This is a genomic window from Stenotrophomonas oahuensis (assembly GCF_031834595.1).
In the GTDB taxonomy this organism is placed as follows: domain Bacteria; phylum Pseudomonadota; class Gammaproteobacteria; order Xanthomonadales; family Xanthomonadaceae; genus Stenotrophomonas; species Stenotrophomonas oahuensis.
The window spans coordinates 4,190,288-4,215,830 of sequence record NZ_CP115541.1 but is presented as its reverse complement, the minus strand read 5'-3'; the positions used below and the strand labels follow the sequence as shown (position 1 = coordinate 4,215,830).

Sequence of the window (25,543 nt, the reverse complement as noted above, 5' to 3'; positions counted from 1 at the left end):
TCACGTAACCTGCAACCAGATCACCGTCAGCGCCCCGATCCAGCACACCAGCACAAACCACGCCAGCACCGCATTCGCGCGCAGCCCTCGCTTGCGCACGATCAGGCTCACCACCAGCGCCGCCATCAACGGCACAAGGAACAGCGCGGCCATCCAGAGCCAGGGATGCTGTGGCATCACCCCTCCTGCGATGTGCGCTGCGCGGCACAGGCACGCGTGATGGCATCGCTGTGCGCGGCATCCGCGTCGCCAGCATCGCAGCCACTGAGTGCCGCGCGGCGCTGGTCGATCTCGCGCTGCCCGTCCGCCATGCCTTCGCGCAGGGCGCGGGTGGCGGCCTGCGCCAGTGTGCTGCGTGGAGTGACCTCCAACTGCTGCAGGCGCTGGCGAATATCCACCTCGCCGGGTTGCGCCGGTGCGAACGACAGCAAGGCCTCCAGCTGTGCAAAGAACAGCGCCGAATGCCGCGCCATATCGGCAGGCAAGGGCTGCGGCCAGTCATCGAGCGTGGCGGGCGGTGGCGCAATGGCGAGATGCCGGGACAGCGGCTTCACTTGAAAGCCCCGCTGCAGTGTCTGCTGGATCCGTGCGCTATCGCTGTCCAGCCCCTGCACCCAACCGCTGACACTGACCAATGTGGTATCGGCATGGATCACATCAACGATGCCTACCGGTACCTCACCGTGCCAGCCCGGGCCCACCACCAGGTAATCACCGGCCTGGTTGCCCGTGCTGCGGCTGCTGATCTGCGCCGGCACCGACGCCTGCAGGTCGGTCAACTGCAACACGTAGGTGCGCTCGGCCGGCAGTGCAGGCACGCGCACCACCACCGGCTCGGCGCGCAGATCCAGACTCGCGGACACCGTAGAGCCGGGCTCTGCCCGGCTGCTCTCCGCGGAATCCGTCACCCAATGCAACACATTCAACGGCCCCTGATACTCCGCACCACCACGATCAATATTCCGCGCATGCACCACCGCATAACGCGCCAGCAGCGGAACACCCGCCACATAGAGCTCCCGCGCCAGCGCTCGTCGTGCAGGCAGCTCGGATGCACCGGCCAACGCGCCACCGGTACTCGGCGTCGTCGCCCGCGCAATCGACGCCGGACGGCAACCCGGCAGACCGGCGAGCGCGGTCGCCGCGAGCGCCATCGCAAAGGCCGTGCGCTTCAGTCGTGGCATGGTCGTGCTCCCTTCATTGCGGTGCGTCCACCACCACGTACTGCACCGTGGTTCCCATGTACTGCGGCTGGTACCAGCCATTGCTGCATTGCTGGTAGCCGATGCCGTTGACGATGACGGTGGTGCAGTCGGCAGGCAGGCTGTACACGATCGAGCCGATCATGGCTGAGGTCACTGCCACGCCCGCACCGAATGCGGCCGCGTCCCAGAACGGATGGTCCCAGTACGGCGGAGGTGGAGGCGGCGGCGGACGTGGACCCGGCGGATGAGGGCCAGGGCCGGGACCCGGACCCGGACCTGGCGGATGCGGTCCAGGGCCAGGGTGGGGACCAGGGCCAGGCCCAGGGTGCGGACCAGGGTCAGGATGTGGACCCGGCCCTGGACCCGGACCCGGACGTGGACCGGGGCCCGGACGAGGCGCAGGGCCCGGTCCGGGATGCGGAGTGAAGCCGCCGTGCCCGCCACCGCTGAAGCCACCGCCGCCAAAGCCACCGGCGTGCGAGATGGACGGGTGCGCGAAACCACGCAACCCCGGCCGCGCGTGTGCATCCGGTGCCAGCGTGGCGGCAGCAAGGGATACCAGCACTGCGCTCAGCAGCGTGTGTCGCAACGAGAGGATGGCCATCTCAGCGACCTCCCGCCGTGTCATCGACCACCGCCACCGCCGGCACGAAGGCGATGCGGGTTGCATCGCCGGGTTTGAAGGTCACATCCGCCGTGCTGATCGCCCGCCGCGTATCCCAGTCCAGTGTGGCTTGATAGGTGGGCAGGGCAGGGTCACTGTGGCTGGTGATCTGCACCTCGCGTGGAAGATTCGTACGCCGCGAGATCCACACCTGCCAATCCACGCCCGGCTGGCGGAACGCGAAATGGTCGGTGGCGTCGCCCTCAATCGTTTCGCTGCCGACCTTCAAGGCGGACTGGAATGAGGTGGTCGGGAAGGCCAGCGTACCCCACAGGAACAGGTCCGCCAGCGGGAACTCCACGCCCAGCTCGGTGGCCGCATCGGCCACCAGCGCCTGGCTGCTGCGATCCAGATTCTCCACCGTGGTGTAGTACTTCAGGCGCGGCGCGAACAGGGTGAGGGTGTGGCCGTCGTAGAACAGCTGCCGGTGCTGCTGGTCGCTGAGAATCTCCACGAAGAAGTGGTCCGCGCCGAGCACCTTGTAGTTCACCGTTCCCGCCAGCGACAGCTTCTGGCCATCATCCAGCACGTATTCGGTGCGCGTGCTGGCGGTGAGTGCGAACTTCGGCAGCGCCCGCAGCGCCTTGCCCATCTGTTCTACCGCCGTGATCGCGGCGGGGTCGATGGCAGGATCTGCGGCTGCTGAGGCCGCCGGGGCGGCCAGCAACCCGGCGGTCAGGATCACCATGCCCATCAGGCAGCGACGCAATGAGTGCATGGCACGCTCCGTGTCCGTCCCAAAGCGTCACATTGCGCAGGCCGGGCGGCACGAACAAGCGGAGATACACCGAGGAGCCACCAGTAAAATTACCGAGGGGGAGGGTTCCCCCCGCCTTCCGCCACCCACGCGTCCACCGCCTGCGTCACCACCGTCATCGGCATCGCCCCATTGCCCAGAATCAGGTCATGGAACCGGCGGATGTCAAAGCGATCTCCCAGTTGCTGCTTCGCCTGCTCGCGCAGCTCCAGCAAACGCAGATGCCCCATCTTGTACGACGACGCCTGCCCAGGCTGCACCAGATACCGGTTCACTTCCACCCGCACCTCGGCCTCGGTCATGCCGGTTTTCTCCTGCATGTAGGCCATCGCCTGCTCCAGCGTCCAGCGCTTGCGGTGCAGGCCGGTGTCCAGCACCAGCCGCACCGAGCGGAACATCTCGGCCTGCAGCCGGCCCAGGTCGCCCGCCGGGTTGTCCTCGTAAACCCCGGCCTCGGCCATCAACTGTTCCGCATACAGCGCCCAGCCTTCACTGAAGGCACTGGGGTTGAGGCTGCGGCGCAGCATCGGCAGGTGCTCCAGGGTCTGGCCAATCGCAATCTGGAAGTGATGTCCCGGTGCCCCTTCGTGATAGGTAAGCGTCGGCACGCTCCAGCGCGTATTGGCCTTCATGTCCCCCAGGTTTATGAAGAACGTACCCGGGCGCGAGCCGTCCATCGCCGGCGGATAGTAGTAACCGCCGGGTGAGGTGGCCTGCATGTGCGCTGGTACCGGTTGAACCAGCAGCTTCTGTGACGGCAGCAGGCCGAAGTAGTCCGGCAGGATCGGGTCCAGCGCACGCAGGCGCTTTTCGATGTCGGCAAGCACCTCGGCGCGGCCGGCGTCGCTGTCGGCATAGGTGTAGCGCGGGTCCGCAGCCAGCGCCTGCACGCGTTCGGCCACGCTGCCTTCTTCAAGGCCGAGCTGGCGCAGACGTTCGTCCATCGCCGTTTCCAGCCGGGCCACCTCATTCAGGCCGATCTGATGGATCGCGTCCGCCCCCAGGTTGGTGCTGGTGTACCAGCGCAGCGCCGCATCGTAGTAGGCATCGCCGTTTGGTAGCGACCACATGCCGGTGTTGCCCGGATGCGTGGCCAACAGCGCCTCGCTGCGCTCGAGCAGGCGCTGGTAGCCGGGATTCACCGAGGTGCTGACGGCGGCAATGGCCTGCGCGACCAGCGCTGCGCGTTCGGCCGGCTTGATCGAGGGTACCTTTTCAAGCTTGCGCCGGAACGAGGTCACCCACAGGCTGTCCTTCGGGGCCGGTTCCAGCAGCGTGCGGAACTGGTTGGCCGCCCCCTCGAGTGCGACTTCTGGCGGCACCACACCGTGTTCGGCTTGCAGGTCGGCGTTTGCCAGCACCTGGTCCAGCTTCGGGCCCAGTGCGTTCAAGCGGGCGATGTAGTGCTCGGCGCTGGTGAGGTCGGTCACCGCGTGTTGATTGTCGAAGAACTGCGGCAGGTTCACCGGCAGGCTGAACAACTGGTCGATGGCATAGGTGCTGCCGCCCACCGGCAGCCATGCCGCGCTCCACGGCACCGCCATCAGGTCGATCTGTGACTGGTAGAACCAGCGCGCCAGGCCGTCGCTCAGCCGCTGCTGCGCATCCAGCGGCGGGCCTTTCCAGGCCTTCAACGCGGCCAGATTGTCGGCCAGCATCTGCCGGTTGATCGCGCGCCGTTCCAGCGACACGTCGGTGAGCTGGTCTGAGGTGTCACCGGCCGGTCCGCCATTGAGGCCCAGCAGCGTGCGCAGTTCCGGATCGGCGTTGATTGCCGCCATGGTCTGCGCGTCCAGCAGGGTGTTGTAGGCGCTGGCCTCTTCGGCGGCGGTGGCCACCGGTTCGTCCTGGGCCAGGGCGATGCCGGGCGGCAGGGCGGTGCAGAGGGCAAGGCATAAGGCGAGGGCGGACGGACGTGGCTTCACAGGCGGCGTTCCGGGCGGGCAGGTGGGTTGCAGCGTACCGCATGGTGGGGCGAAACGTTGACACGCAAGGGGTGTCACAACGGTGTGTCCGCCGGCCGGTCGGACACCTCCGTTCTATCCTGCGTTACGCCGCAGACGGCATGGGCGGAATGGGATCCGCGTGCACGTCCACGTAATGCACGTGGCGCACCTCACCGGTCGGCCCCTCCGGAATCACCGAACGCACCCGTCGCGGCGGCCCCACCAGGGTGACCTTGATCTGGCCCGGTCCGCCTTCAACCCGCACCCGCGAACCCACCGCGATGCCCACATGGGTCATCCACGCCCCATGCAGCAGCAGGAACGGCGCGGGCTTGTGCGGAAGGTGCGGCGGCCGGAGCACGCTGTTGCAGCACTTGCAGCGTTCCGCCTTGGGTGTGGTGTCGTCGTTATCAAAATCGGTATTGCGCATACACAGTCTCCATTGTTCTGGAAGACCTCTCGCCATTGCGGCGAGAGGGGTCGGGAGGTTAGTAGCCGTCCACAAGCACACGGTGTGGCGTATTCCCCCAAAAAGGGTGTTGTATTAACCACCCTCCCGACTCGGGATGCGCGAACATTATGGCTTGTGGAAGGGCTACTAAACCCGACGCAGACAGTGCGCCTTCCGCAATCGCATTGAAACAGGCAAAAACGACGTGTTCTTCGGAACCCCTGTGCGACAAGGGGGCTGTCGCGTCTGGCTCACCAGAACCGCGAACCCTGTTCCACAATCGAAGAAATCAATCGAAGAAACACGGTTGTTCGATTGACCGCAGTGCGCGAAATGTGCGCCGCCGGGCAACACCCCGGCGAACAGCGCCATCGTCCTGCGCACGTAACAATTCGTAGTGACACGCCATGCGTGTCAACCGCGCAACGCGCGGCACAAGCCTTCGAAGGCGAATCGGTACCGGCAATCGAATGCGTCCGACGTTTAACCCAAGCCGAAGCCGCGTGTCAGGGGTTCATGACGCCGGAACGAAGAGCTGACACGCATGGCGTGTCACTACGTTCCGATCCCATGATGAATCACGAACATTCCATCCGGGTCATAGCGCCGCTTCGCCTTCAACAGCCTCGGATAATTCGGCCCCCAGAATGCCTGCTGCCAGTCGCGCTGGAAGAAATCGCACTCCGACACATACGTCGGCGCAGAAGGCAAAACAGCGCGCAACGCGTCATACGACGCCTGCACCCGCTGGGCCCCTCTCTCAGCCTTCTTCTCATTCACCACACCACCACTACCAGCGTAGGCCGGATCACCGGCATTGCCGATCAACGCCAGCGCAAACGCATCCAGCACGGCCGGATGCATGGCCGTGTTTCGTGTTGCGTCCAGCGCCTCCTTCGGTGCCCCGAACAACCCCTTGTTGCAATGCAGTTCCACCGGCATATGCGCCGCCGCCGTGCAGATCGCCTTGGCTGCCGCATCGCGCTGCGCATCATCCAGCAGCTTCGACGGCATCCACGCCGAGGCGTAGCCATGCAGGTACCAGCCGACCTGACCCTGATCGCCCTTCCACAGCATATGGATCGACGGTGAGCCGGCACGGGTATCGCGGGCGATGAACTGCGGCGCGTACTTGCGGAAGAACGCCGCGTCCCACATGTGCTCGGCGGGCAGGGCAGACACCTGCAGTGGCTCAACGATGGAATACGCAGGGTTCTCACCCAGCCACGCCAGGAACGGAGTCCAGGCTTCCTTGGCCTCGCGCTCGTTGATGCCCTGGAACACCATCGACACCTGCAGGCAGCGCTCGTCATCGAACCGCAGCTGCTCGCCCCAGTGCGGATTGCACAGCGCATCGCGGTAGAAGCGCAGACTGTGCGCCACCAGCGCCTGCCAGCTGGCCTCGTCGGCCACCTGCACCTTCAGCGAGACACCGCCGAAGAAGTCGGGCAGCGCGTGGGTGCGCAGGGTGATGCGGGTGACCACGCCGAAGCTGCCGCCGCAGCCTCCCTTCAAGGCCCAGAACAGATCCGGATCCTGGTGAGCGTTGACCACGCGGAGTTGGCCGTCGGCGGTGACTACTTCGGCCTCGAGCAGACTGGCTGCCGCAGTGCCGTGCGCCTTGGAGAAACTGCCGAAGCCGCCGCCTGTGACCAGCCCCGTTACCCCGACGGTGGTGCAGCCGCCGCCCTGCACATACCGCCCGGCGCGGGTGGTCACGGCATCGTAAGCGTGGATCCACATCGCACCCGCGCCGAGGCTGACCGCCGGTAGTGGGGCACTCCCGCTTGGCGCACCTGCGGGCACGAACGCATCGTGCAGCTCCACCTGCTTCATCGCCCGCGTCCAGATCAGCAACGAATCGGGAGCACAGGAGGTGCCGTGGTAACTGTGGCCGCCGCCTTTCACCACCAGCCGCAGCCTGTGTTCGCGGGCGAAGTTCACCGCAGCGACGACGTCGGCACTGTTGCGTGCGGCGACCACCTGGGCGCTGGGCTGCGACAGCCACGCACCGTGGTAGCCGCTGGTCTGGGTGAGTGCTGGCTGGTCGCCGATGTAGAAGGGGTTCTTGATCTGCGCGAGTGCTTCAGCGCGCGTGGCTTCGTCGGCCAGGAAGGGTGAGATCGGGGTGGAGAGCTGGCCGCCGACCTGTTCGGAGAGGCGGTCCCATTGGGCCTGGCTGGGCCAGCCTGCATCGCCGGGGCGCACCGTGGCGCGGGTGGGGAGGGCGTTGGACGCCATCGCGTTGGAGAGGGGCAACAGGGACAGGCCCAGGCCTGCTTTCAGACAATCGCGACGATCCATGGCGCTGCTCCGGCTGAGAGGGGTTCAGCATCGCATGCCGGGCGGTCCGATGGACGCGCATGGCGCGTCCCTACGGTGGGTGGGTCGGTGGTTCAGCCGGGCAAGCCCGGCTCTACGGTGGTGGGTCGGTGATGGTGGGTCGTTACAATCCGGGGCAATGTCTCCCTTCCTGTTCTGCATCGTGGTGTTCGCCGGCCTGCTGCATGCCAGCTGGAATGCCATCGTCAAGCGCGGTACCGATACGCTGCTCACCACGTTGCTGGTGACCGGGTCGGCGGCCGTCATCTCGGCGGCGTTGCTGCCGTTCGTTCCGGCGATCGATCCGCGCAGTTGGCCGTGGTTGGCGGCGTCCACGGTGCTGCAGGCGGGCTACTACGTGCTGGTGGCGCGGACCTATCGGGTCACCGACATGAGTGCGTCCTACCCGGTGATGCGTGGGTTGGCCCCGCTGCTGGTGGCGGTGGTGGGTGCGCAGTGGCTGGGTGAACGCTTGCCTGCGCTGGCCTGGGGCGGTATCGGGCTGGTGTGCCTGGGCATTCTGAGCATGACCCATGGCGTGCAACGTCGGCATCTGGCGTTGCCCCTGATCAACGCGATGGTGATTGCGACCTACACGCTGGTGGATGCGACCGGAGCCCGCTTGTCCGGCTCTGCGCCGGCTTACACGCTGTGGTTGTTCCTGTTGTCGGGCTTGCCGTTGCCGGTGTGGGCGCTGTGTACGCGGGCCAGGCAGCTGGGTGTGTATGCGCGTGGTAACTGGGGCTATGGGGTGGTTGGCGGTGTTGGGACGCTGGTGTCGTATGGGCTGGCGTTGTGGGCGATGACGCTGGCTCCGGTGGCGATGGTGTCCGCGCTGCGCGAGACCTCGATTCTGTTTGGGGTGTTGATTTCGGCGTGGGTGCTGCGTGAGCGGGTGACCCGGCGGCGGTGGGTGGCGGCCGGGTTGATTGTGGCGGGGGCGGTGGTGCTGCGGGTGGCGTGATGACATGCCATGCGTGTCATCGCGGTGCCGGGCGATCTGACGGACTCGCAATGCGCGTCCCTACGGTGGGTGGGTCGGTGGTTCAGCCGGGCAAGCCCGGCTCTATGGGTTCGCGCCTTTGATCACCCAGCAGGCGGCGGTGAACTGCACGCGGTCGCCGACTATGAAGGGCGAGAAGGCGGCTTCGAGGGTGTCCAGAATGTGCTCGCGTTCTGCCGCGTCCAGCGTTTCGTTGCGCAGCGCGGTGCCGACTGGTCCTAAGAGCGAGAGGTAGGTGCGCAGATCGTCGCGTGCGATCTCGCAGGACATGTCCAGCGGCGTGATCGCCACCTCGCTCCAACTCGCCGACTCCAGAATCCACCGCACCTTGTCCGCATCCGCGAACGCAAACTGACCCGGACCGTCCGGCACTCGCGGTGGCAACGGCAGCAACGAGGCGGCGGCACGCTCGGCAGTGGTCATGAACGGATTGTCAGCCGCGCTGCGCCAGACCACGGCGTGCAGTGTGCCGCCTTGCCGGGTGGTTTCGCGCAGGCGGGTGAACGCCTGCACCGGATTGTCGAAGAACATCACCCCGAAGCGCGACACAATGTGGTCGATGGAAGCGGCGGGCAGCGGTGGTTGACCGGCATCGGCGGCGATGAACTCGACCGGCAGTGCGGCATCGACAGCGCGTTGGCGGGCCACCTCGATCATCGGGGCAGAGAGATCGATGCCGGTGGCGCGGCCGCCGGGGCCGAGGCGGCGGGCGAGGGTGAGGGTGGTGTCGCCGGTGCCGCAGCCGACGTCCAGTACCCGCCAGTTGGCGTTTGTTGGCACGGTCTGCGCCAGGTGGGTGGCGAAGCCGTTGAACATTTCATCGAGGATGCGTTGCGCGGTGACCCAGGCGTGGCCGGCGGGGCCGTTCCAGAGTTCTGTCTGGGTGGGGGTGTCAGCCATGCGTGTGATCCGGTTGGGGGTTGCCGGCAACGTTACGGCCTTAACCTTGGTTGAGGTCAAGCGCCCATCCATTCCATCAGCAGTTTCACGTTCAACACCACAATCACCCCGGCAATCCCCCACGCCAGCGTCAACAACCAGCGCGGGGCAACCAGCGCGCCCATCTTGGCCTTGTTGCCGACGAACATCACCAGCGGTATCACCGCGAACGGCAACTGCATCGACAACACCACCTGGCTCAGCACCAGCAGCGTGGCCGTGCCCTGCTCGCCATACAGCGCGGTGACAGCGACCACCGGCACGATGGCGATGCCTCGCGTCACCAATCGCCGCATCCACGGAGCCATGCGTAAACGCAGGAAACCCTCCATCACGATCTGCCCGGCCAGGGTGGCAGTGACCGTGGAATTGATGCCCGAGGCCAGCAGCGCCACCGCGAACAACGTGGAGGCCAGCCCCACACCCAGCATCGGGGCCAGCAGCTCGTAGGCCTGCTCGATCTCCTGCACATCAGTCCGCCCGTTGGCATGGAACACGGCGGCGGCCAGGATCAGGATCGAGGCGTTGATGAACAGCGCCAGCATCAGTGCCAGTGTGCTGTCGGTGACCGCCCAGCGCAATGCGCCCCGGCGGCCAATGTCGGTGCGTGGGTAGGCGCGGGTCTGCACGATGGACGAATGCAGGTACAGGTTATGCGGCATCACCGTGGCCCCGATGATGCCGATGGCCAGGTACAGCGCATGCGGGTTGGTGACGACCTCGGCACGCGGAATGAAACCGGCCAGTACGTCGTGCACCGGGGGTGCGGCGAGCACGATCTGGACGGCGAAGCAGCCGAAGATCACCAGCAGCAGGGCGATGACGAAGGCTTCGAGCGCACGGAAGCCGCGATGCATCAGCCACAGCACCAGGACCACGTCGATGGCGGTGATGATCGCACCGACCACCAACGGTATTCCGAACAGCAGCTTCAGCGCGATGGCGGTGCCGATCACCTCGGCCAGATCGCAGGCGATGATGGCTACTTCGCAAAGCAGCCACAGGCACAGGTTGACCGGTTTGCTGAAGTGGTCGCGGCAGGCCTGGGCGAGATCACGCCCGGTGGCGATGCCGAGACGGGCGGAGAGCCCCTGTAGCACGATGGCCATCAGGTTGGAGACAAGAATGACGGAAAGCAGCAGGTAGCCGAACTGTGCGCCGCCGGCGATGTCGGTGGCCCAGTTGCCCGGGTCCATGTAGCCGACCGAAACCATGTAGCCCGGGCCGAGGAAGGCGAGCAGGCGGAACCACCAATGGCCGCCCTGGGGGACGGCGACGCTCGCGTTCATTTCGCCGAGGCTTGGCGAGGTGGCAGAAGGGGGTGGGGGCGGGTTCATGGCCCGAATATAGCAAAGGCTATGTTATGAAGGTGGTGCAAACATGACCCGGCGCATGCCATGGGTGGCCGGCAGCTGCTGCTTCATGGCATCCACAAACGCCCGCAGCCGGCTGGGCATCTGCCGGCTGGACGGAAACACCAGGTACACCGGCAGCGCGGGCGCTTCCCAGCCGGGCACCAGCTGCACCAATCGTCCTTCGCGCAGATCCGCTTCCACCAGCCACGATGACACCACCGCCGCGCCCAGGCCGGCCACCGCGGCCTGCCGGGCGACGAACAGATTGCCGGTCAGCAGGCGCGGCTGGATGTCCACGCGCAGCGCGGGACCCTGGTCGGCGGGCAGCAGGGTCAGGTGCTCCCGGTAGTACTTGGTCAGCGCGATCCACGGCAGGGTAGGCAGCTGGTCCGGATCCGCCGGATCGCCATCGCCCACCACCGCAGGCGCGGCAATCACGATGCGCGGCACATCGGCCAGATGCACGGCCACCAGCTGCGGCTCGGTCACCGGCCCGACCCGGATCGCGCAGTCGATGGCGTCGGCAATGAAGTTCGGCGGCTCGTCGTCCAGCATCCATTCCACCGATAGCTTGGGGTAGCGGGCCAGGAACTGCAGCATGGGCTCCAGCAGCTGGGCCTGGCCGAACGCATGCGGCACCACCACCCGCAGCCGTCCCTGGGGTTCGTCCGCTTCGCCGCGCAGGTCGGCCTGGATGGCATCCCATTCCTCGACCAGGCTGCGCGCATGTGCGTAGCAGCGCTGGCCGTCCTCGGTGAGCATCATCTGATGGGTGGAACGCTGCAGCAGGTGCAGCCCGAACAGTCGCTCCAGCGCCTGCAGGCGGCGGCTGATGGTGGGCTGGGTGGTGCCGAGCTGGGCGGCGGCGGCCGACAGGCTGCCGGTATCGACAATGCGCACGAAGGTCCGCAGCAGGTCGATCCGGTCCGCGCCGGCGGCGCTGGCAGGGGTGCTCATACAACCTTCGTATGATGGATATGTACCCAAGCCTACTACACGGCTAGAGCTGGGGGGCGGATGCTTGCCGCCATCTTCCTCCCCCAGGAGTGGCTCATGTCCACAACGCATATCAACGCGGCGGTACGCCCCGCGCACGGCCTGCCGACCCGGCTGATCGTCTCACTGGCGGCCGGGGCCGGCTTTTCGGTCGCGTCCATCTACTACAGCCAGCCGATGCTGGGCGTCATCAGCGGCGGGCTGGGCAGCAGCGAGCAGGCCACCGGCATGGTGCCGACGCTGACCCAGCTGGGGTATGCACTCGGCATTCTGCTGCTGGCCCCGCTGGGCGACCGCTTCGACCGCCGGCGGCTGATTCTGGTGAAGTCGCTGGTGCTGGCGGCGGCGCTGACCTTTGCGGCGGTGTCCGGCAACCTGCCGACGCTGCTGCTGGCCAGCCTGCTGGTCGGGCTGATGGCAACCGTCGCCCAGGACGTGGTGCCGGCCGCCGCGGTGCTGGCCCCGGAAGCGCATCGTGGCGCGGTGGTGGGCAAGGTGATGACCGGCCTGCTGCTCGGCATCCTGCTGTCGCGCGTGGCCAGCGGGCTTGTCGCGGAGTGGCTGGGCTGGCGCGCGATGTTCGGGCTGGCGGCGGGATCCGTGGTGTTGATGGCGCTGGCGTTGGCACGAGAGCTGCCGCATATGGCACCGACCACCAAGCTGGCCTATCCGGCGTTGCTGCGTTCGCTGTATGGCCTGTGGAAGGGCCAGCCGCAGCTGCGTCGTGCGGTGTATGCGCAGGGCTTGCTGGCGGTGGGCTTCAGTGCGTTCTGGTCGACCCTGGCGGTGATGCTGCATACCCGTTATGGGCTGGGCAGCGCGGTGGCCGGTGCGTTTGGTATTGCCGGTGCGGCGGGTGCGCTGGCCGCGCCGCTGGCGGGGCGTTGGGCGGACAAGCTGGGCAGTCATGCGGTGGCGCGGATCGCCATCTTGATTGCGCTGGGTGGGTTTGGGTTGTTGCTGTTGGATCCGTTGCTGCCGCGGGTGGCGATTCTGCCGCTGCTGGCGGTGAGCGCGGTGGTGTTTGATTTTGGGTTCCAGTCGGCGTTGGTTTCGCACCAGACACTGGTCTATGGATTGGCACCGGAGGCGCGCAGCCGGTTGAATGCGCTGTTGTTTACCGGCGTGTTTTTGGGCATGGCCAGTGGTGGGGCGTTGGGCGCGGTGGCGCTGGCGCAGTGGGGGTGGATGGGCGTGGCCGGGTTGGCCGTGGTGGCCGCGACGGCGAGTTTGTTGCAGCGGTTGCGTTGAAGGAATCCGTTGGACGCGCATGGCGTGTCCCCACGTGGCGTAGTGACGGGGACTGTCAGGAATTTTGTGTTCGGGCATAACATGTTGAAAAGGATCATGTATGCCACCCAAGAAAATGACCGCCAAGGCCGCTGCCCGTCAGCTGCCTACCCTGCCTGCCGAGCTCGTTGAGCAGCTTGCCAACGGAGCGACGACCGCGGGCGAGATCCTGGACATCACCACAGCCCTGAAAAAGGCCTTGATTGAGCGGGCACTGAAGGGCGAGCTGGGCCATCACCTGGGGTACCCACCCGGAAGCGAGCGACCGGAATCGACCGGCAATCAGCGAAATGGAACGTCCAGCAAAACCGTTCTGACTGAGGATGGCCCCCTGCGACTGGACGTTCCCCGGGACCGGGATGGCAGCTTCCAGCCCATCCTGATTCCCAAGCACGAGCGGCGTTTCACTGGTTTTGACGACAAGATCGTCGCGATGTACGCGCGCGGAATGAGCGTCCGCGACATCCGCGCGTTTCTGTCTGAACAGTATGGAACAGACGTGTCGGCGGACTTCATCAGCTCGGTGACCGACGAGGTTCTGGAAGAGATTTCGGCGTGGCAGACGCGTCCGCTGGAGCTGATGTATCCGGTGGTGTTCTTTGATGCCCTGCGCGTCAAGGTGCGTGACGAGGGCGTAGTGCGCAACAAAGCGATCTATCTGGCATTAGGCGTTCTACCTGATGGAAGTCGCGACATCCTGGGCATCTGGATCGAGAACACAGAAGGGGCCAAGTTCTGGATGAAGGTCTTCAACGACCTCAAGACGCGCGGCGTGGAGGACGTACTGATAGCGGTGACCGATGGCCTTAAAGGCATGCCCGAGGCGCTGGCGGCGGTCTACCCAGCGACCACTCTCCAGACCTGCATCGTGCATCTCATCCGCAACAGCTTGGACTACGCCGGCTGGAAGGATCGAAGGGCTCTCGCAGCCGAGCTGAAGCCCATCTACCAGGCCATCAATGCAGAGTCCGCCGAACAGGCCCTGGAAGCGCTGGAGGCCTCGCCGCTGGGCAAACGCTACCCCTCGGCGCCCCAGGCATGGCGACGGTCATGGGACCGCGTCATACCCTTCTTCGCGTTTCCACCTGAGATCCGTCGTGTCATCTACACCACCAACGCCATCGAGAGCGTTAATGCGCAGCTGCGGAAGGTCATCAAAACCCGAGGGCATTTTCCAACTGACGAGGCGGCGATCAAGCTGATCTGGCTGGGGCTGCGCAACATCACGGCCAACTGGGGAGGCACCAGCCACGGCTGGAAGAACGCGATGAACCAATTTGCCGTACTTTACGGGGACCGATTTATCCGGAGCCCGTACTAAGAAGCCGGGCTGTCACAGGGCAGCCCACGTCGCCCGAACACAAAAATACGGACACTCTCTAGTGACGCGCCATGCGCGTCATCGCGGTCCATGATCAGGCGTCGCCGTCACCCGCAGCATCATCCAGACTGATGATGCCGCGCTTCAATGCCAGCGTCACTGCATGCGTGCGATCCCGCGCGCCCAGCTTCTCCATGATGTTCTTCATGTGCGCTTTCACGGTCTGCTCGGAAATGCCCATCTGCTCACCGATGGCCTTGTTCGAGCGACCGGCCGCCACATGACCCAGCACTTCGGTCTCACGCGGTGACAGGCTGTCTTCCACCACATGCGCGGCAATGCTGGCGGCCAGCGCCGCCGGCACGCCGGCGCGGCGGCCGCTGTGCACGGTGCGGATGGTGTCCACCAGTTCATGCCGCAGCATGTCCTTGAGCAGGTAGCCACTGGCCCCGGCCTGCAGCGCCTTCACCGCGCGCACGTCGCCGCGATAGGTGGTCAGCACGATGATGCGGGCACGCGGGTCGTGGTGGCGGATGCGGGTAATCGCCTCCACGCCGTCCACGCGCGGCAGCTGCAGGTCCATCAGCACCACGTCGGGGCGCAGCGCCATGTACTGGGCCACGGCTTCTTCGCCGTCGCTGGCCTCGCCCAGCAGGCGCATGTCCGGCTGCAGCCCGAGCAGGGCGGCCAGCCCGTCGCGCAGCAGCGGGTGGTCATCCACCACCAGGATGCCAATCGAGTCGGTGGCGTAGGAGGAAGAGCCGGTCATGCAGTGTCTCCAGAAGCGGGTCGCCAGCGCCATGGACGGCGTGGCAGGTAGATGCGGTCGCGGGGCAGGAACAGTTCCACCTCGGTGCCGGCCCCGGCGAGTGACCATAGCCGCAGGCGCGCGCCCAAACGCTCGGCACGCTCGCGCATGCCCACCAGCCCCCAGCGGCCTTCGGGCAGCGTATCAGGCAGGCCGTCGCCGTCGTCGCGGATATGCAGACGCAGGCCGCGACGGGTGTAGGCCAGCTCCACTTCCACCGCGCCGGCATTGGCGTGCTGCAGGGCGTTGAGCAACGCCTCGCGGCCGATCAGGAACACCTCTTCGGCAACGTCCTGGCGCAGGCTGCGCGGGGTGCCTTCGACGTTCAATCGCAGTGCGGGGCTGTCGGTGCCTTCAGCGCGCTCGCCATACACCTGCACCAGCGCCGCGCCCAGGTCCTGATCGCCGGTGGAACCGTCGCGCAGCAGGTTGACCCGCTCGCGGCCCTCGGCCAGTGCCTGTTCGGCCTGCTGCATGGCGGCCTCCAATGCCTCGCGCACGGCAGGATGTGCATGTTTGGAATGGCTCACCGCATGCAGGCGCAGAATCAGCCCCTGCGTGCCCTGCAGCAGAGTGTCGTGCAGTTCGCGGGCGATGCGTTCGCGCTCGGCGTGGCGTTCCTTCAGTCGCGCACGCACCAGCTGGGTGAGGCGGCGGCTGCGCAGGCGCACTGCCAGCACGATGGCGGCCAGCACCAGCAGCACACACAGTGCCTTGAACCACACGGTCTGGTACCACATCGGCGCGATGCGGAAGGTGCGCTGTGCCGGATGCTCGCTCCACACGCTGTCCTGGTTGGCGGCCATCACCTCGAAACGATACGGCCCCGGCGGCAGGTTGGTGAACAAGGCACGGGTCAATGTGCCGGCTTCCTGCCACTGCTCATCCAGGCCGATCAGGCGGTAACGGTAGCGGGTGCGCTCGGGCCGGGCCAGCGACACGGCGGTGTAATCGATCTGCAGCTGGGTGGTGCCGGCCGGCAGCACGTCGCCATCGCGCAGCGGGCGCTGCTGGTTGGTCCACGATACCTGGCTGATGCGCGGCTGCGGGGCCGGCGTGCGCGGCGCGGCGTGCAGGGTATCGAGCCAGGCCAGCCCCTGGTTGGTGGCCAGCCACAGCAGCCCGTCCGGGGCCAGCACCGCACTGGGCACCGGTGAGGACTGCGCGGCGATGCCGGGCATGCCATCCACGGTGTCGAACAGACGCGGGTCCACTGCGCGACCCTCGAGTGTGGCGGCGGCCAGGGTGTCACCCTCGATCCGCACCAGCCCGCGCGCACCATTGAGCCAGTACTGCCCGTTGCTGTCTTCAACGATGCCGGTTATGCCTTCGAACAGGCCGGGCGTGGCGGTGCGTGCGGTGTGGAAGTATCCGTCGGGTCCGAGCAGGGCGAGACCGTTCTCGCCGGCCACCCACAGCCGGGTGCCGATCATCGCGGTGGCGGAGATCGGACCCACATCGAGTCCCTGCGCCGCCCCGTAGTGCCGCCAGGTCCCGTTTTGGAGTACCTGCAGGCGACCATCCGGGAAGCCCATCAGCAACTGCTGCTGCGGACCGCTGGACAGGCTGGAGCAGGCCCGGGCGGGCAGCCGCGCATCGGTCAGCCATTGACCCTGCCGGTAGTGCACGATGCGATCGGCCCCGTAGCAGAACCATGCCTCATCGTTTGATAGCGCGACCATTGCGCGCAGGTCGCGCGCGGAAGCAGTGCCGGGCTGCAGGTCTGTGTTCGCACCCGCATGACGCAGGCGGACGAAGTCCGCGCCCAGCAGCCAGAGCGGTTGGGTGGTGCGGCTGGCGGCCTGACGCCACGCGCTCATCGGGGCGACCAGCAGGTCGCGCTGCAGTGCCAGCGGCTGCAGGTCTTCGCCGTACCCGAACACGCCGCCGTCCTGCGCGCGGTACAGCGTGCGCAACGGGTCGGCCGGGCCGGGCAGAGGCAGGGCACGCACGTCGTGTTCGCGGAAGCGGTTCAACCCGAGGTTGGTGCCCACCCACAGATTGTGTTCGCGGTCTTCCAGCAACGGCGATGCGGTGGTGGAGGTCAGCCCCTGCGCCGCATCGAAGCGCTCCACGCGGGGCGCGTGGCCGCGCTCAAAGCTGACCCGGAAGACACCGCCATTGGCGATGAAACTGCCCCACAGGCTGCCATCGCTGGCAAAGCGCAGACGCGCGGCGCGCAGTTCCGGCAGCGCGCCGGCGCGACGCTGCGCTTCCGGCAACAGGCCATTCCGATCCGCCACCGGCATCACCCCGTGCTGGCGGTCACCCAGCCACAGCTGCCCATCGGCACGCAGGGCCAGCACGGACAATCGGGATACCGGCAGGGGCAGCGCTTCGAAGCGGGTGGCGTGCGCGGGCAACCGCCACAGCTGGCCACCGGCCAGCAACCACAGCGTGCCCATGCGGTCGCGCAGCGCCCAGTGCGCGGGCACGTCGCCAATGCCCATGGCGGAGGTGGGCACCTGCCAGCGGGTGCCGTCGAACCAGCGCAGCCCGCCATCGGCAGCCGCCCACAGGCGACCGCTGGCATCGCGTTCCAGCTTCGGCACCAGGCCCGGTGGCAGGCCTTCGGCGGCCTGGTAATGGCGCAGCGTTCCGTCGCGCGTCCACTCGGTGATGCCGGCGTTGTAGTACGCGATCCACAACGTGCCGTCGTCATCGCGGCGCAGCGTGGTCATGTTGGAAGAGGGGAAGCGCGCGCCGTCCGGTGCATCCTGGCGGGTGAACTGACGGCCGTCGAAGCGGTACAGCCCCGAGCCGGTGGCCAGCAGCAGGCCGTTCTGCGGGGTTTCGGCCATGTCCCAGATATCACCGGGTGCGCCCTGGCCGACCACCCACCCCGTGTGCTGGAACGCGTTCAGTCCCTGGGCACCGGCTAGCGCTGGCAACAGGCACAGGCAGGCCAGCCAGATCAGCAGACGGAACGGAGCGCGGGGCGACATGCCACCATTGTGTCAGTCAGGGGGCAGGCGCTGACTACCCTTTCGGGGCAGGCGCTGCGGGCAGCGGTGCGCTATCGATAACGCACCCGAATGGAGTGCGGCGGTGCAACGACTCTTCGTGATGTTCCCCGACCGTGCCCCGGGCGTGGGCTTGGTGCTGCTGCGCGTGGGCCTGTGCGCGCCGCTGCTGCTGCAGTGGAATGCGCCGTGGACGCTGCGCAGCACGGCCTTGGCGGTGGTCATCGGCTTGCTGCTGCTGGGCTGGCTGACCCCCATGGCGACGGTGCTGGCGGGAGTGCTGCTGGGAGCCGGGCCCGCCATCCACTGGCCGTGGATTGCCGTGGCGCTGGCGTTGCTGCTGCTGGGCCCCGGCGCGTATTCACTGGATGGCGGCCGCTTCGGGCGACGCGTTCGGCAATGGGGTTCGACGCGTCGACGTGGGCGCACTCCCCCGAAAGAGTAGCCGGCTCCACCGCCGAACGAGGGTAGGGTGCCGCACCCATCAAGGCGACGATGTCCGCCATGCATCACGCGGTGCGTTCACCGGGTGTAGCGCCCGCCGCGTGATTCCCTCGCCGCACTTCCAAGGACTTCCCATGACCACCGCCACCGCCGTTCCCGGCAGCACCCTGCTGTCGCCGACCAACCACGCGCTGATCCTGATCGACCACCAGTCGCAGATGGCCTTCGCCACCCATTCGATCGATATCGCCACCCTGCGCAACAACGTGGCGCTGATCGGCAAAGGTGCTGCCGGCTTCCAGGTGCCGGTGTTGCTGACCACGGTGGCCGAAGCCTCGTTCTCGGGCCCGCTGTTCCCGGAGCTGACCCAGATCTTCCCGGGCCAGAAGGCGTTCGACCGCACCACCATGAACTGCTGGGAAGACACGGCGGTGATCGACGAAGTGAACCGCATCGGCCGCACGCGCATCGTGCTGGGTGGGCTGTGGACCAGCGTGTGCATCGTCGGGCCGGCACTGTCGGCACTGGAACAGGGCTTCGAGGTGTACGTGATCACCGACGCCTGCGGCGATGTCACCGATGAAGCGCACGAGCGTGCGGTGACCCGCATGGTGCAGGCCGGCGCGGTGCCGGTGACTTCGGTGCAGTACCTGCTGGAACTGCAGCGCGACTGGGGCCGTGCCGAAACCTATGGCCTGACCACCGGTATCGCCCGCGACCATGCTGGCGGTTACGGCATCGGCATTCAGTACGCCAAGACCATGTTCGGCGCGCAGGAAGGCGGGCACTGAGCATGAGCACAGCCGCCGGGTTGGACGCAGCGTTGTTGCTGCTGCGTGTGGCCGCCGGCGGCTTCCTGCTGCCGCATGCGTTGGGCAAGTTGTTCGGCTGGTTTGGTGGACCCGGTTTGACCGGGTTCGCCGACGAGCTGCGGGGTTACGGCCTGCCGGCGGTTTCGCCGCTGCCGTTGCTGCTGGCGCTGCTGCAGGTGAGCTGCGGGGTGGCCGTGCTGCTGGGGTGGCAGACCCGCATTACCGCCGTTGTGGCGGCGCTGTTCCTGTTGTCCACCGCTGTGCTGGCCCGGCCCAAGGGCTGGTTCTGGATGCACGGCGGCATGGAATACCCCCTGTTCTGGTCGCTGGCGCTGCTGGCGATCGCCCTGGCCGGGCCCGGTGCCTGGTCGCTTCACGCGTTTGGCGAGGGAGCCCTGACATGAGCCATGACCCCGTCATGCCGAGCCGTCGCGATCTGCTGCTGGGAGCCGGTGCTGCACTGGCCCTGGGCATGGCCGGTCGTGCGTTCGCCCAATCTTCGGAGAATTCCGTGAGCACCTTGCTGATCCGCAATGCCCGCATCACCACCCTTGACCCCACCACGCCGCAGGCCGATGCACTGGCCGTGCACGACGGTCGCGTGTTTGCCGTCGGTGAGGAGGGGCAGGTGCGTGGTGTGCTGTCCCGGGCCGGTCTTGAGGCCGGCCAGGTGATCGATGCCGGTGGCCGCCGCCTGGTGCCCGGCTTGAATGACAGCCACACCCACCTGATCCGGGGTGGCCTGAACTACAACCTGGAACTGCGCTGGGACGGGCTGCGCTCGCTGGCGGACGCCATGGCCATGCTCAAGGCGCAGGTTGATGTGACGCCCGCGCCGCAGTGGGTGCGCGTGGTCGGTGGGTTCACCGCCGAGCAGTTCACCGAGAAGCGCCTGCCCACCCTGGCTGAACTCAATGCGCTGGCACCGGACACCCCTGTGTTCCTGCTGCATCTGTACGACCGTGCGCTGCTCAACGGCGCGGCGCTACGTGCCTGCGGCTACGACCGCAATACCCCGGACCCGCCGGGCGGGCAGATCGTGCGCGACAGTGCCGGCAACCCCACCGGCCTGCTGCTGGCCAAGCCGAATGCGCTGATTCTGTATGCCACCCTGGCCAAGGGACCGCGTCTGCCGATAGAGTACCAGGCCAACTCCACGCGCCACTTCATGCGCGAGCTGAACCGCCTTGGCATCACTTCGGTGATCGACGCTGGCGGCGGTTTCCAGAACTACCCCGAGGACTACCAGGTCATCGAGCAGCTGCACCGCGACAACCAGCTCAGCGTGCGCATCGCCTACAACCTGTTCACCCAGAACAAGGGCGGCGAGGTGCAGGACTTCCAGCGCTGGAGCGAACTGCTGCAGCCTCGCCAGGGCGATGACCTGCTGCGCCACAACGGTGCCGGCGAAATGCTGGTGTTCTCGGCGGCGGACTTCGAGCTGTTCAGCGAGCCGCGCCCGGAACTTCCGCCCGGCCTGGAGCCGGAGCTGCACGACGTGGTGCGGTTACTGGTCGAAAAACGCTGGCCGTTCCGCATCCACGCCACCTATGACGAAAGCATCACCCGCATTCTGGACGTGTACGAGCAGGTGAACCGGGAGGTGCCGTTTGATGGCCTGCACTGGTTCATCGACCACGCCGAAACGATTACCCCGCGCAACATCGAGCGCATCCGCGCGCTGGGCGGCGGGCTGGCGATCCAGCACCGGATGGCCTACCAGGGCGAGGCCTTCGTGCAGCGTTACGGGGCCGACGCCGCCCGCCACACCCCGCCGGTGCGGCGCATGCTGCAGGCCGGCGTGCCGGTCGGTGCGGGCACTGACGCCACCCGTGTGGCCAGTTACAACCCGTGGGTGGCGCTGTCGTGGCTGGTGACCGGACGCACCGTCGGTGGTCTGTCGCTGTATGGCGAAGAGAATCTGCTGGAACGCGAAGAGGCGCTGCGGCTGTGGACCCAGGGCAGTGCGTGGTTCTCCGGTGACGAAGGCCGCAAGGGCACGCTGGGCGTGGGCCAGTTGGCGGACTTCTGCGTACTGTCGTCGGACTACTTCGCGGTGGACGATGCTGCCATTGCCGATATCACCAGCGTGTTGACCGTGCTGGGTGGGCAGGTGGTGCACGGCGACGGCGAGTTTGGCCCGCTGGCTCCGGTGCTGCCGCCTGCGATGCCGGACTGGTCGCCGGTGAACCGCTTTGGGGGTTATCACGTGGGTGGCGCAGCAACGGGTCTGGTCGCCGCCCACGCGCACATGCATGCACACGGCGCAGGTGGTTGCCGCACGCATACGCACAGCCATGCAGCAGCGCATGCGGTGCCCACCTCGGAGCCGAATGCCTTCTGGGGCGCGCTGGGTTGCTCGTGCTTCGCGTTCTAAGCCTGGCGCTGGCAGCAGTGACGGCCCCCGCGTTCGCCCAGGACTGCGTCGGTGCGGCAGGCGGCCAATGCACGATGCTGGCCAATGGCACCCGCGTGCAATGGGATGCCTCGCTGCGCCTGCGCGGGATGTATTACGACCCCACGCGCTTTGGCGTGCAGGGTGGGGTGGAAGACGGCTACGGACTATTGCGCGCGCTGGGCTCAGTGCAGCTGAGTCGCGGGCAGTGGCAGGGCTATGCGCAGCTGGGGGTGCATGGTGAGCAGGGTCGTGCTGGCGGACCCGGCGGAACCGACCAGGGCGCGCTGGACCTGCAGCAGGGCTATGTGCGCTGGCAGGGCGAGGCGTTCGGGCTGCAGATTGGCCGGCAGGAGATTCCGTATGGCAGCTCGCGCATTCTGTCGGTGCGCGACGGCCCCAACATCCGGCTGGCCTTCGATGGCGTGCGCGGGCGCTGGCAGCGCGCGCGTTGGCAGGTGGATGCGCTGGCGCTGCGCCCGGTTGACAACCGGCCGGGTGCGTTCGATGACCGTAGCGATGAAGGGCAGTATCTGGTGGGTTCGTATGCCACACGGCGCGGCGCATCTGCAGGCAATGGCGTGGATCTGTACCTGTTGGGCTACGGACGTGACGGTGCGCGCTTTGCCAGTGCCAGCGGCGATGAGCGGCGGACCACGCTGGGCACCCGGCTGTTCGCACGCCAGCCGCGCTGGGACGCCAATGTGGAACTGGTGGTGCAGGACGGCACGCTGTCGCGCCCTCAGGGTTCGCTGGATATCCGTGCGTGGACCGTGGCCAGCGACATCGGGCTGCGCTTCCCGGGCGTGCGCCTGCAGCCCCGGCTGGGGATCAAGGCGGATATCGCCAGTGGCGATGCCAACCCGAATGACGGCCGTCTGCAGACCTTCAACGCGCTGTACCCCAAGGCGGCGTACTTCAGCGAGGCCAGCCTGCTGGCACCGGCCAACCTGGTGGACGTGCAGCCCACGCTGACCCTGACCCCACGCCAGGGCCTGACCACCGAGTTCGGCTGGCAGCTGGCCTGGAAGCACCGGCGCAATGACGCCATTTACACCACCCCCACACCCCTGAGTGCGATACCCGGCAGTGCCGGCACCGCGCGGCGCATCGGCCAGCAGTTCAAGTGGGAAACCACCTGGAAGGCCAGCCCGCATTGGCAGTGGCAGGGCCAGCTGGCCTGGTTCGAGGCCGGCCCCGGGCTGCGCCAGAGTGGTGGCCGCAACACCCTGTTTGCCTCGGTAGTAGGAGCATGGCAATGGTAGAGAAACAACACGCAGCGGCTGAGGCTGCGCCGTCTGAAGGCGCATGGTCGCCGCTGAAGGTGAAGCTGTTCCGCGCGATGTGGCTGGCCATTCTGGGCAGCAACGTCGGCACCTGGATCAACGACGTGGCGGCCGCCTGGGTAATGGCCGAGCGCACGGGTTCGCCGCTGATGGTGGCGCTGGTGCAGTCCGCCACCACCGTGCCGGTGGTGCTGCTGGCGCTGGCCGCCGGCACCCTGGCCGATATCGTTGACCGCCGGCGCTACCTGCTGCTCACGCAAGGCTGGATGCTGCTGGTGGCGGGCACGCTCGCCGTGTTCAGCGGGTTGGGCCTGCTGACGCCGCCGCTGCTGGTGGTGCTGACCTTTGCGATGGGCTGTGGCGCGGCGATGGCGATGCCTGCGCAGGCTGCGGTGGTGTCTGAACTGGTGCCGCGCCCGATGCTGGCGTCGGCGGTGGCGCTCAACTCCATTGGCATCAACATCGCACGCTCGCTTGGGCCTGCCATCGGTGGCCTGATCGTGGCGCAGCTGGGCCCGGCGTGGGCGTTCGGTGCCAATGCACTGAGTTTCAGCCTGATGTTGTGGGTGCTGTGGCGCTGGAAGCGTGCGCCGGAAGCGTCCGCGCTGCCGCCGGAAGGCTTCGGTGCAGGTTTGCGCGCTGGCCTGCGCTACGCCTTGCGCGCCGGTCGCCTGCAGGCGGTGCTGATCAAGTCGGCCGGGTTCTTCTTCTTTGCCAGTGCGGCCACCGCATTGCTGCCGCTGGTGGTGCGTGGTGAGCTGCAGGGTGGGGCAGGGCTGTATGGCTTCCTGCTCGGCTGCATCGGCATCGGTGCCGTGGCCGGCGCGCTTCTGCTACCGATTCTGCGCGCCAAGCTGGACCGCGACCTGCTGGTGCTGCTGGCGACGCTGGCGCTGGCGGTGAGCCTGCTGGGGCTGGCCTGGGTGCGCAGCACCGTGCTGCTGCCGTTGGCGATGCTGGTGAACGGCTTCGCCTGGATCACCGTGCTTTCGTCGCTGCAGATCGCCGCGCAGACCGCCGTGCCGCCGTGGGTGCGGGCGCGCGCGCTGTCGCTGTACATCATGGTGTTCTCGCTGGGCATGGCCGCTGGCGGTCTGAGCTGGGGCAGCGTGGCGCAGCGCAGTTCCATTCCGCTGGCGCTGACGATTGCCGCCATTGGCGCGGTAGTGGCCGGCCTGCTGGTCTGGCGTGTGCGCATTGCCGGCACCGAAACCCTGGACCTGCGGCCGGCCGGCACCTGGCCCGCGCCGGAACTGGCGCAGCCGGTGTCGCATGATCGCGGCCCGGTGCTGGTGACGGTGGAGTACCGTATTGAGGCGGCGGATCGTGCAGCGTTCCATGGGCTGATCGGCGAGCTGGGTCGGATTCGTCGGCGTGATGGCGCGGTGGTGTGGGGTGTGGCGGAGGATGTGGCCACGCCGGGGATCCACCTGGAGTATTTCGTGACCAGTTCCTGGGTGGAGCACCTGCGCCAGCATGAGCGGGTGACGGCCGAGGATCGTGTGTATCAGGAGCGCATCCGCGAACTGCACCGGGGCGAACATGCGCCAGTAGTGCGGCATTTCGTGGGCGGAGACGGCGTGTTGAAGCACATGGGGCACCATCACCACCACGACCTCGGGTAGCGCCGCGTGACACGCATGGCGCTGCGCCCGCAATGTTTCCGATCGTCATGAACCCGTAGAGCCGGGCTTGCCCGGCTGCCTTTCGCGAAACATCGAAACGCAAGCGGCCATCACCATGGCACCGCCTTAACCCCCCAACCATTATCCTGCGCCGTCTTTTTGCAGGAGTACCCCAATGCGGTGGATAGCACTACTGGCCGCCCTGGCCATGCCCGTAGTGGCATGGCTCTCCCAAACCGGCCAGTTCGGCCCCACCAACGGAGCCATCTCCGACCGTTACCCCACGTTGCTGGTCGCAGCCGGCTACGCTTTCTCCATCTGGGGCCTGATCTTCCTGCTGGACGTGGTCTTCGGCCTCTGGCAACTGCGCCGCCGCACCCCTGACTTCAACGCCCGCGTGCGCGGCTGGGCCACCGTCGGCTTCGCTCTCACCGCTGCCTGGATGCCGGTGTTCTCGCAGCAGGCGTTCCTGCCTGCGCTGGCCATCATCTGGGCCGCGCTGGCCTGCATGGCCGTCGCCGCCGTGCGCGCCGCACCGCTCAACGCCAGCGCCGGCCAGCGCGCCTTCGCGGCGTATCCGCTGGCGCTGCACGCCGGTTGGCTGAGCATGGCCGCCTTCCTCAACACCGCGCAGGTGATCGTCGCCTACGGCTGGCTCGATACCGCCAACATGCTGCCGTGGAGCCTGGTGTTGCTGGCCTTGGCCACCTTGCTGGCATGGTGCATGAATCTGCTGCTGCGCGGGCACTACGCGTATCCGGCCGCCGTCATCTGGGCGCTGGTGGGCGTGTATGTAAAGCAGTCCGGCTGGCGCTTGCCCGGTGCCGACACCGTAGCCGTGCTGGCACTGGCCGTCGCCGCGCTGCTGCTGGTGCAGACCCTGCTGCTGCGCGCACGTGCGTGGCGTGCGCCGCGCGTCGCGGTGGTGGCCGAGCATCGCTGCCGTCGCTGATTCCGCCTT

Annotated in this window: 23 protein-coding genes; 11 read left to right on the top strand and 12 right to left on the bottom strand. The window is 67.1% G+C overall.

The annotated features are described in order from the left end of the window. Genes PDM29_RS18665 through PDM29_RS18655 form a run of 3 tightly spaced genes read right to left on the bottom strand, consistent with a single transcriptional unit; the run spans position 1 to position 1,365 of the window. On the bottom strand, positions 1-177 hold the full coding sequence (locus tag PDM29_RS18665) for a hypothetical protein (protein ID WP_311191532.1): 177 nt from the start codon (positions 175-177) through the stop codon (positions 1-3). Then, positions 177-1,184 carry a DUF1254 domain-containing protein gene (locus PDM29_RS18660; protein ID WP_311191531.1) on the bottom strand — a complete coding sequence of 336 codons (1,008 nt, stop codon included), beginning with the start codon at positions 1,182-1,184 and terminating at the stop codon, positions 177-179. The genes PDM29_RS18665 and PDM29_RS18660 overlap by 1 nt, the downstream gene beginning before the upstream one ends. A gap of 13 nt (positions 1,185-1,197) precedes the next feature. Then, the gene (locus tag PDM29_RS18655; protein ID WP_311191530.1) at positions 1,198-1,365 is read right to left on the bottom strand and encodes a hypothetical protein; all 168 of its coding nucleotides are present in this window, start codon (positions 1,363-1,365) and stop codon (positions 1,198-1,200) included. 11 nt (positions 1,366-1,376) lie between these two features. Between PDM29_RS18655 and PDM29_RS18650 the strand changes: the two genes are divergently transcribed. After that, entirely contained in the window at positions 1,377-1,631 is a 255-nt protein-coding gene (locus tag PDM29_RS18650; protein ID WP_311191529.1) for a hypothetical protein, read from the top strand. A gap of 179 nt (positions 1,632-1,810) precedes the next feature. Here PDM29_RS18650 and PDM29_RS18645 read toward each other — a convergent pair whose 3' ends face one another. The 4 genes from PDM29_RS18645 to PDM29_RS18630 all read right to left on the bottom strand — a co-directional run bounded on the left by PDM29_RS18645 (position 1,811) and on the right by PDM29_RS18630 (position 7,327). Beyond that, positions 1,811-2,587, bottom strand: coding sequence for a DUF2092 domain-containing protein (locus PDM29_RS18645; RefSeq protein ID WP_311191528.1), 777 nt, complete (start codon positions 2,585-2,587; stop codon positions 1,811-1,813). Between the two features lie 89 nt (positions 2,588-2,676). After that, entirely contained in the window at positions 2,677-4,551 is a 1,875-nt protein-coding gene (locus tag PDM29_RS18640) for a DUF885 domain-containing protein (RefSeq protein WP_311191527.1), read from the bottom strand. Between the two features lie 124 nt (positions 4,552-4,675). Further along, positions 4,676-5,002, bottom strand: a complete 327-nt coding sequence (locus PDM29_RS18635; protein WP_311191526.1) for a hypothetical protein — start codon at positions 5,000-5,002, stop codon at positions 4,676-4,678. 576 nt (positions 5,003-5,578) lie between these two features. Further along, entirely contained in the window at positions 5,579-7,327 is a 1,749-nt protein-coding gene (locus tag PDM29_RS18630; RefSeq protein ID WP_311191525.1) for an FAD-binding oxidoreductase, read from the bottom strand. A 157-nt stretch (positions 7,328-7,484) separates the two neighbouring features. Here PDM29_RS18630 and PDM29_RS18625 point away from each other — a divergent pair, with 157 nt between their 5' ends. After that, complete coding sequence (locus tag PDM29_RS18625; RefSeq protein ID WP_311191524.1) at positions 7,485-8,309, top strand: EamA family transporter; 825 nt, start codon at positions 7,485-7,487, stop codon at positions 8,307-8,309. Positions 8,310-8,411: 102 nt separating this feature from the next. On the opposite strand, the gene PDM29_RS18620 is transcribed toward PDM29_RS18625, so the two are convergent. From PDM29_RS18620 to PDM29_RS18610, 3 genes are read right to left on the bottom strand one after another with little or no spacing between them, the layout of a single operon-like run. Further along, positions 8,412-9,248, bottom strand: coding sequence for a class I SAM-dependent methyltransferase (locus PDM29_RS18620; RefSeq protein ID WP_311191523.1), 837 nt, complete (start codon positions 9,246-9,248; stop codon positions 8,412-8,414). Positions 9,249-9,304: 56 nt separating this feature from the next. Continuing rightward, complete coding sequence (locus PDM29_RS18615; RefSeq protein ID WP_311191522.1) at positions 9,305-10,624, bottom strand: Nramp family divalent metal transporter; 1,320 nt, start codon at positions 10,622-10,624, stop codon at positions 9,305-9,307. A gap of 24 nt (positions 10,625-10,648) precedes the next feature. Then, positions 10,649-11,599 carry a LysR family transcriptional regulator gene (locus tag PDM29_RS18610; RefSeq protein ID WP_311191521.1) on the bottom strand — a complete coding sequence of 317 codons (951 nt, stop codon included), beginning with the start codon at positions 11,597-11,599 and terminating at the stop codon, positions 10,649-10,651. 96 nt (positions 11,600-11,695) lie between these two features. Between PDM29_RS18610 and PDM29_RS18605 the strand changes: the two genes are divergently transcribed. Both PDM29_RS18605 and PDM29_RS18600 read left to right on the top strand, forming a co-directional pair. Next, positions 11,696-12,889, top strand: a complete 1,194-nt coding sequence (locus tag PDM29_RS18605; RefSeq protein ID WP_311191520.1) for an MFS transporter — start codon at positions 11,696-11,698, stop codon at positions 12,887-12,889. A gap of 100 nt (positions 12,890-12,989) precedes the next feature. Next, positions 12,990-14,249, top strand: a complete 1,260-nt coding sequence (locus PDM29_RS18600) for an IS256 family transposase (RefSeq protein WP_311190592.1) — start codon at positions 12,990-12,992, stop codon at positions 14,247-14,249. Positions 14,250-14,343: 94 nt separating this feature from the next. Here the strand turns inward: PDM29_RS18600 and PDM29_RS18595 are convergent, their stop codons facing one another. Both PDM29_RS18595 and PDM29_RS18590 read right to left on the bottom strand, forming a co-directional pair. Continuing rightward, positions 14,344-15,018, bottom strand: coding sequence for a response regulator (locus PDM29_RS18595; protein WP_311191519.1), 675 nt, complete (start codon positions 15,016-15,018; stop codon positions 14,344-14,346). Further along, on the bottom strand, positions 15,015-18,002 hold the full coding sequence (locus PDM29_RS18590) for a sensor histidine kinase (RefSeq protein WP_311191518.1): 2,988 nt from the start codon (positions 18,000-18,002) through the stop codon (positions 15,015-15,017). The genes PDM29_RS18595 and PDM29_RS18590 overlap by 4 nt, the downstream gene beginning before the upstream one ends. Before the next feature lie 103 nt (positions 18,003-18,105). Here PDM29_RS18590 and PDM29_RS18585 point away from each other — a divergent pair, with 103 nt between their 5' ends. The 7 genes from PDM29_RS18585 to PDM29_RS18555 all read left to right on the top strand — a co-directional run bounded on the left by PDM29_RS18585 (position 18,106) and on the right by PDM29_RS18555 (position 25,534). After that, complete coding sequence (locus PDM29_RS18585; RefSeq protein ID WP_311191517.1) at positions 18,106-18,465, top strand: hypothetical protein; 360 nt, start codon at positions 18,106-18,108, stop codon at positions 18,463-18,465. 133 nt (positions 18,466-18,598) lie between these two features. Next, positions 18,599-19,255: a hydrolase gene (locus PDM29_RS18580; RefSeq protein WP_311191516.1), complete on the top strand. Its 657-nt coding sequence runs from the start codon at positions 18,599-18,601 to the stop codon at positions 19,253-19,255. A gap of 2 nt (positions 19,256-19,257) precedes the next feature. Then, positions 19,258-19,680, top strand: coding sequence for a DoxX family protein (locus PDM29_RS18575; RefSeq protein WP_311191515.1), 423 nt, complete (start codon positions 19,258-19,260; stop codon positions 19,678-19,680). A gap of 68 nt (positions 19,681-19,748) precedes the next feature. Continuing rightward, positions 19,749-21,653: an amidohydrolase gene (locus PDM29_RS18570; protein WP_425508765.1), complete on the top strand. Its 1,905-nt coding sequence runs from the start codon at positions 19,749-19,751 to the stop codon at positions 21,651-21,653. Then, a complete protein-coding gene (locus tag PDM29_RS18565) occupies positions 21,638-22,936 on the top strand; it encodes an alginate export family protein (protein ID WP_311191514.1) in 1,299 nt (432 codons plus the stop codon). The genes PDM29_RS18570 and PDM29_RS18565 overlap by 16 nt, the downstream gene beginning before the upstream one ends. Next, complete coding sequence (locus PDM29_RS18560) at positions 22,930-24,582, top strand: MFS transporter (protein WP_311191513.1); 1,653 nt, start codon at positions 22,930-22,932, stop codon at positions 24,580-24,582. The genes PDM29_RS18565 and PDM29_RS18560 overlap by 7 nt, the downstream gene beginning before the upstream one ends. A 175-nt stretch (positions 24,583-24,757) precedes the next feature. Continuing rightward, complete coding sequence (locus tag PDM29_RS18555) at positions 24,758-25,534, top strand: hypothetical protein (RefSeq protein ID WP_311191512.1); 777 nt, start codon at positions 24,758-24,760, stop codon at positions 25,532-25,534. Positions 25,535-25,543: the final 9 nt, after the last annotated feature.

Coding starts and splice junctions, on each gene's coding strand:
- PDM29_RS18555 (WP_311191512.1), top strand. CDS start 24,758: ATGCGGTGGATAGCACTACTGGCCGCCCTGGCCATGCCCGTAGTGGCA.
- PDM29_RS18615 (WP_311191522.1), bottom strand. CDS start 10,624: ATGAACCCGCCCCCACCCCCTTCTGCCACCTCGCCAAGCCTCGGCGAA.
- PDM29_RS18645 (WP_311191528.1), bottom strand. CDS start 2,587: ATGCACTCATTGCGTCGCTGCCTGATGGGCATGGTGATCCTGACCGCC.
- PDM29_RS18580 (WP_311191516.1), top strand. CDS start 18,599: ATGACCACCGCCACCGCCGTTCCCGGCAGCACCCTGCTGTCGCCGACC.
- PDM29_RS18590 (WP_311191518.1), bottom strand. CDS start 18,002: ATGTCGCCCCGCGCTCCGTTCCGTCTGCTGATCTGGCTGGCCTGCCTG.
- PDM29_RS18575 (WP_311191515.1), top strand. CDS start 19,258: ATGAGCACAGCCGCCGGGTTGGACGCAGCGTTGTTGCTGCTGCGTGTG.
- PDM29_RS18610 (WP_311191521.1), bottom strand. CDS start 11,599: ATGAGCACCCCTGCCAGCGCCGCCGGCGCGGACCGGATCGACCTGCTG.
- PDM29_RS18570 (WP_425508765.1), top strand. CDS start 19,749: ATGGCCGGTCGTGCGTTCGCCCAATCTTCGGAGAATTCCGTGAGCACC.
- PDM29_RS18665 (WP_311191532.1), bottom strand. CDS start 177: ATGCCACAGCATCCCTGGCTCTGGATGGCCGCGCTGTTCCTTGTGCCG.
- PDM29_RS18600 (WP_311190592.1), top strand. CDS start 12,990: ATGCCACCCAAGAAAATGACCGCCAAGGCCGCTGCCCGTCAGCTGCCT.
- PDM29_RS18635 (WP_311191526.1), bottom strand. CDS start 5,002: ATGCGCAATACCGATTTTGATAACGACGACACCACACCCAAGGCGGAA.
- PDM29_RS18660 (WP_311191531.1), bottom strand. CDS start 1,184: ATGCCACGACTGAAGCGCACGGCCTTTGCGATGGCGCTCGCGGCGACC.
- PDM29_RS18620 (WP_311191523.1), bottom strand. CDS start 9,248: ATGGCTGACACCCCCACCCAGACAGAACTCTGGAACGGCCCCGCCGGC.
- PDM29_RS18595 (WP_311191519.1), bottom strand. CDS start 15,018: ATGACCGGCTCTTCCTCCTACGCCACCGACTCGATTGGCATCCTGGTG.
- PDM29_RS18650 (WP_311191529.1), top strand. CDS start 1,377: ATGCGGCCGCGTCCCAGAACGGATGGTCCCAGTACGGCGGAGGTGGAG.
- PDM29_RS18605 (WP_311191520.1), top strand. CDS start 11,696: ATGTCCACAACGCATATCAACGCGGCGGTACGCCCCGCGCACGGCCTG.
- PDM29_RS18630 (WP_311191525.1), bottom strand. CDS start 7,327: ATGGATCGTCGCGATTGTCTGAAAGCAGGCCTGGGCCTGTCCCTGTTG.
- PDM29_RS18625 (WP_311191524.1), top strand. CDS start 7,485: ATGTCTCCCTTCCTGTTCTGCATCGTGGTGTTCGCCGGCCTGCTGCAT.
- PDM29_RS18560 (WP_311191513.1), top strand. CDS start 22,930: ATGGTAGAGAAACAACACGCAGCGGCTGAGGCTGCGCCGTCTGAAGGC.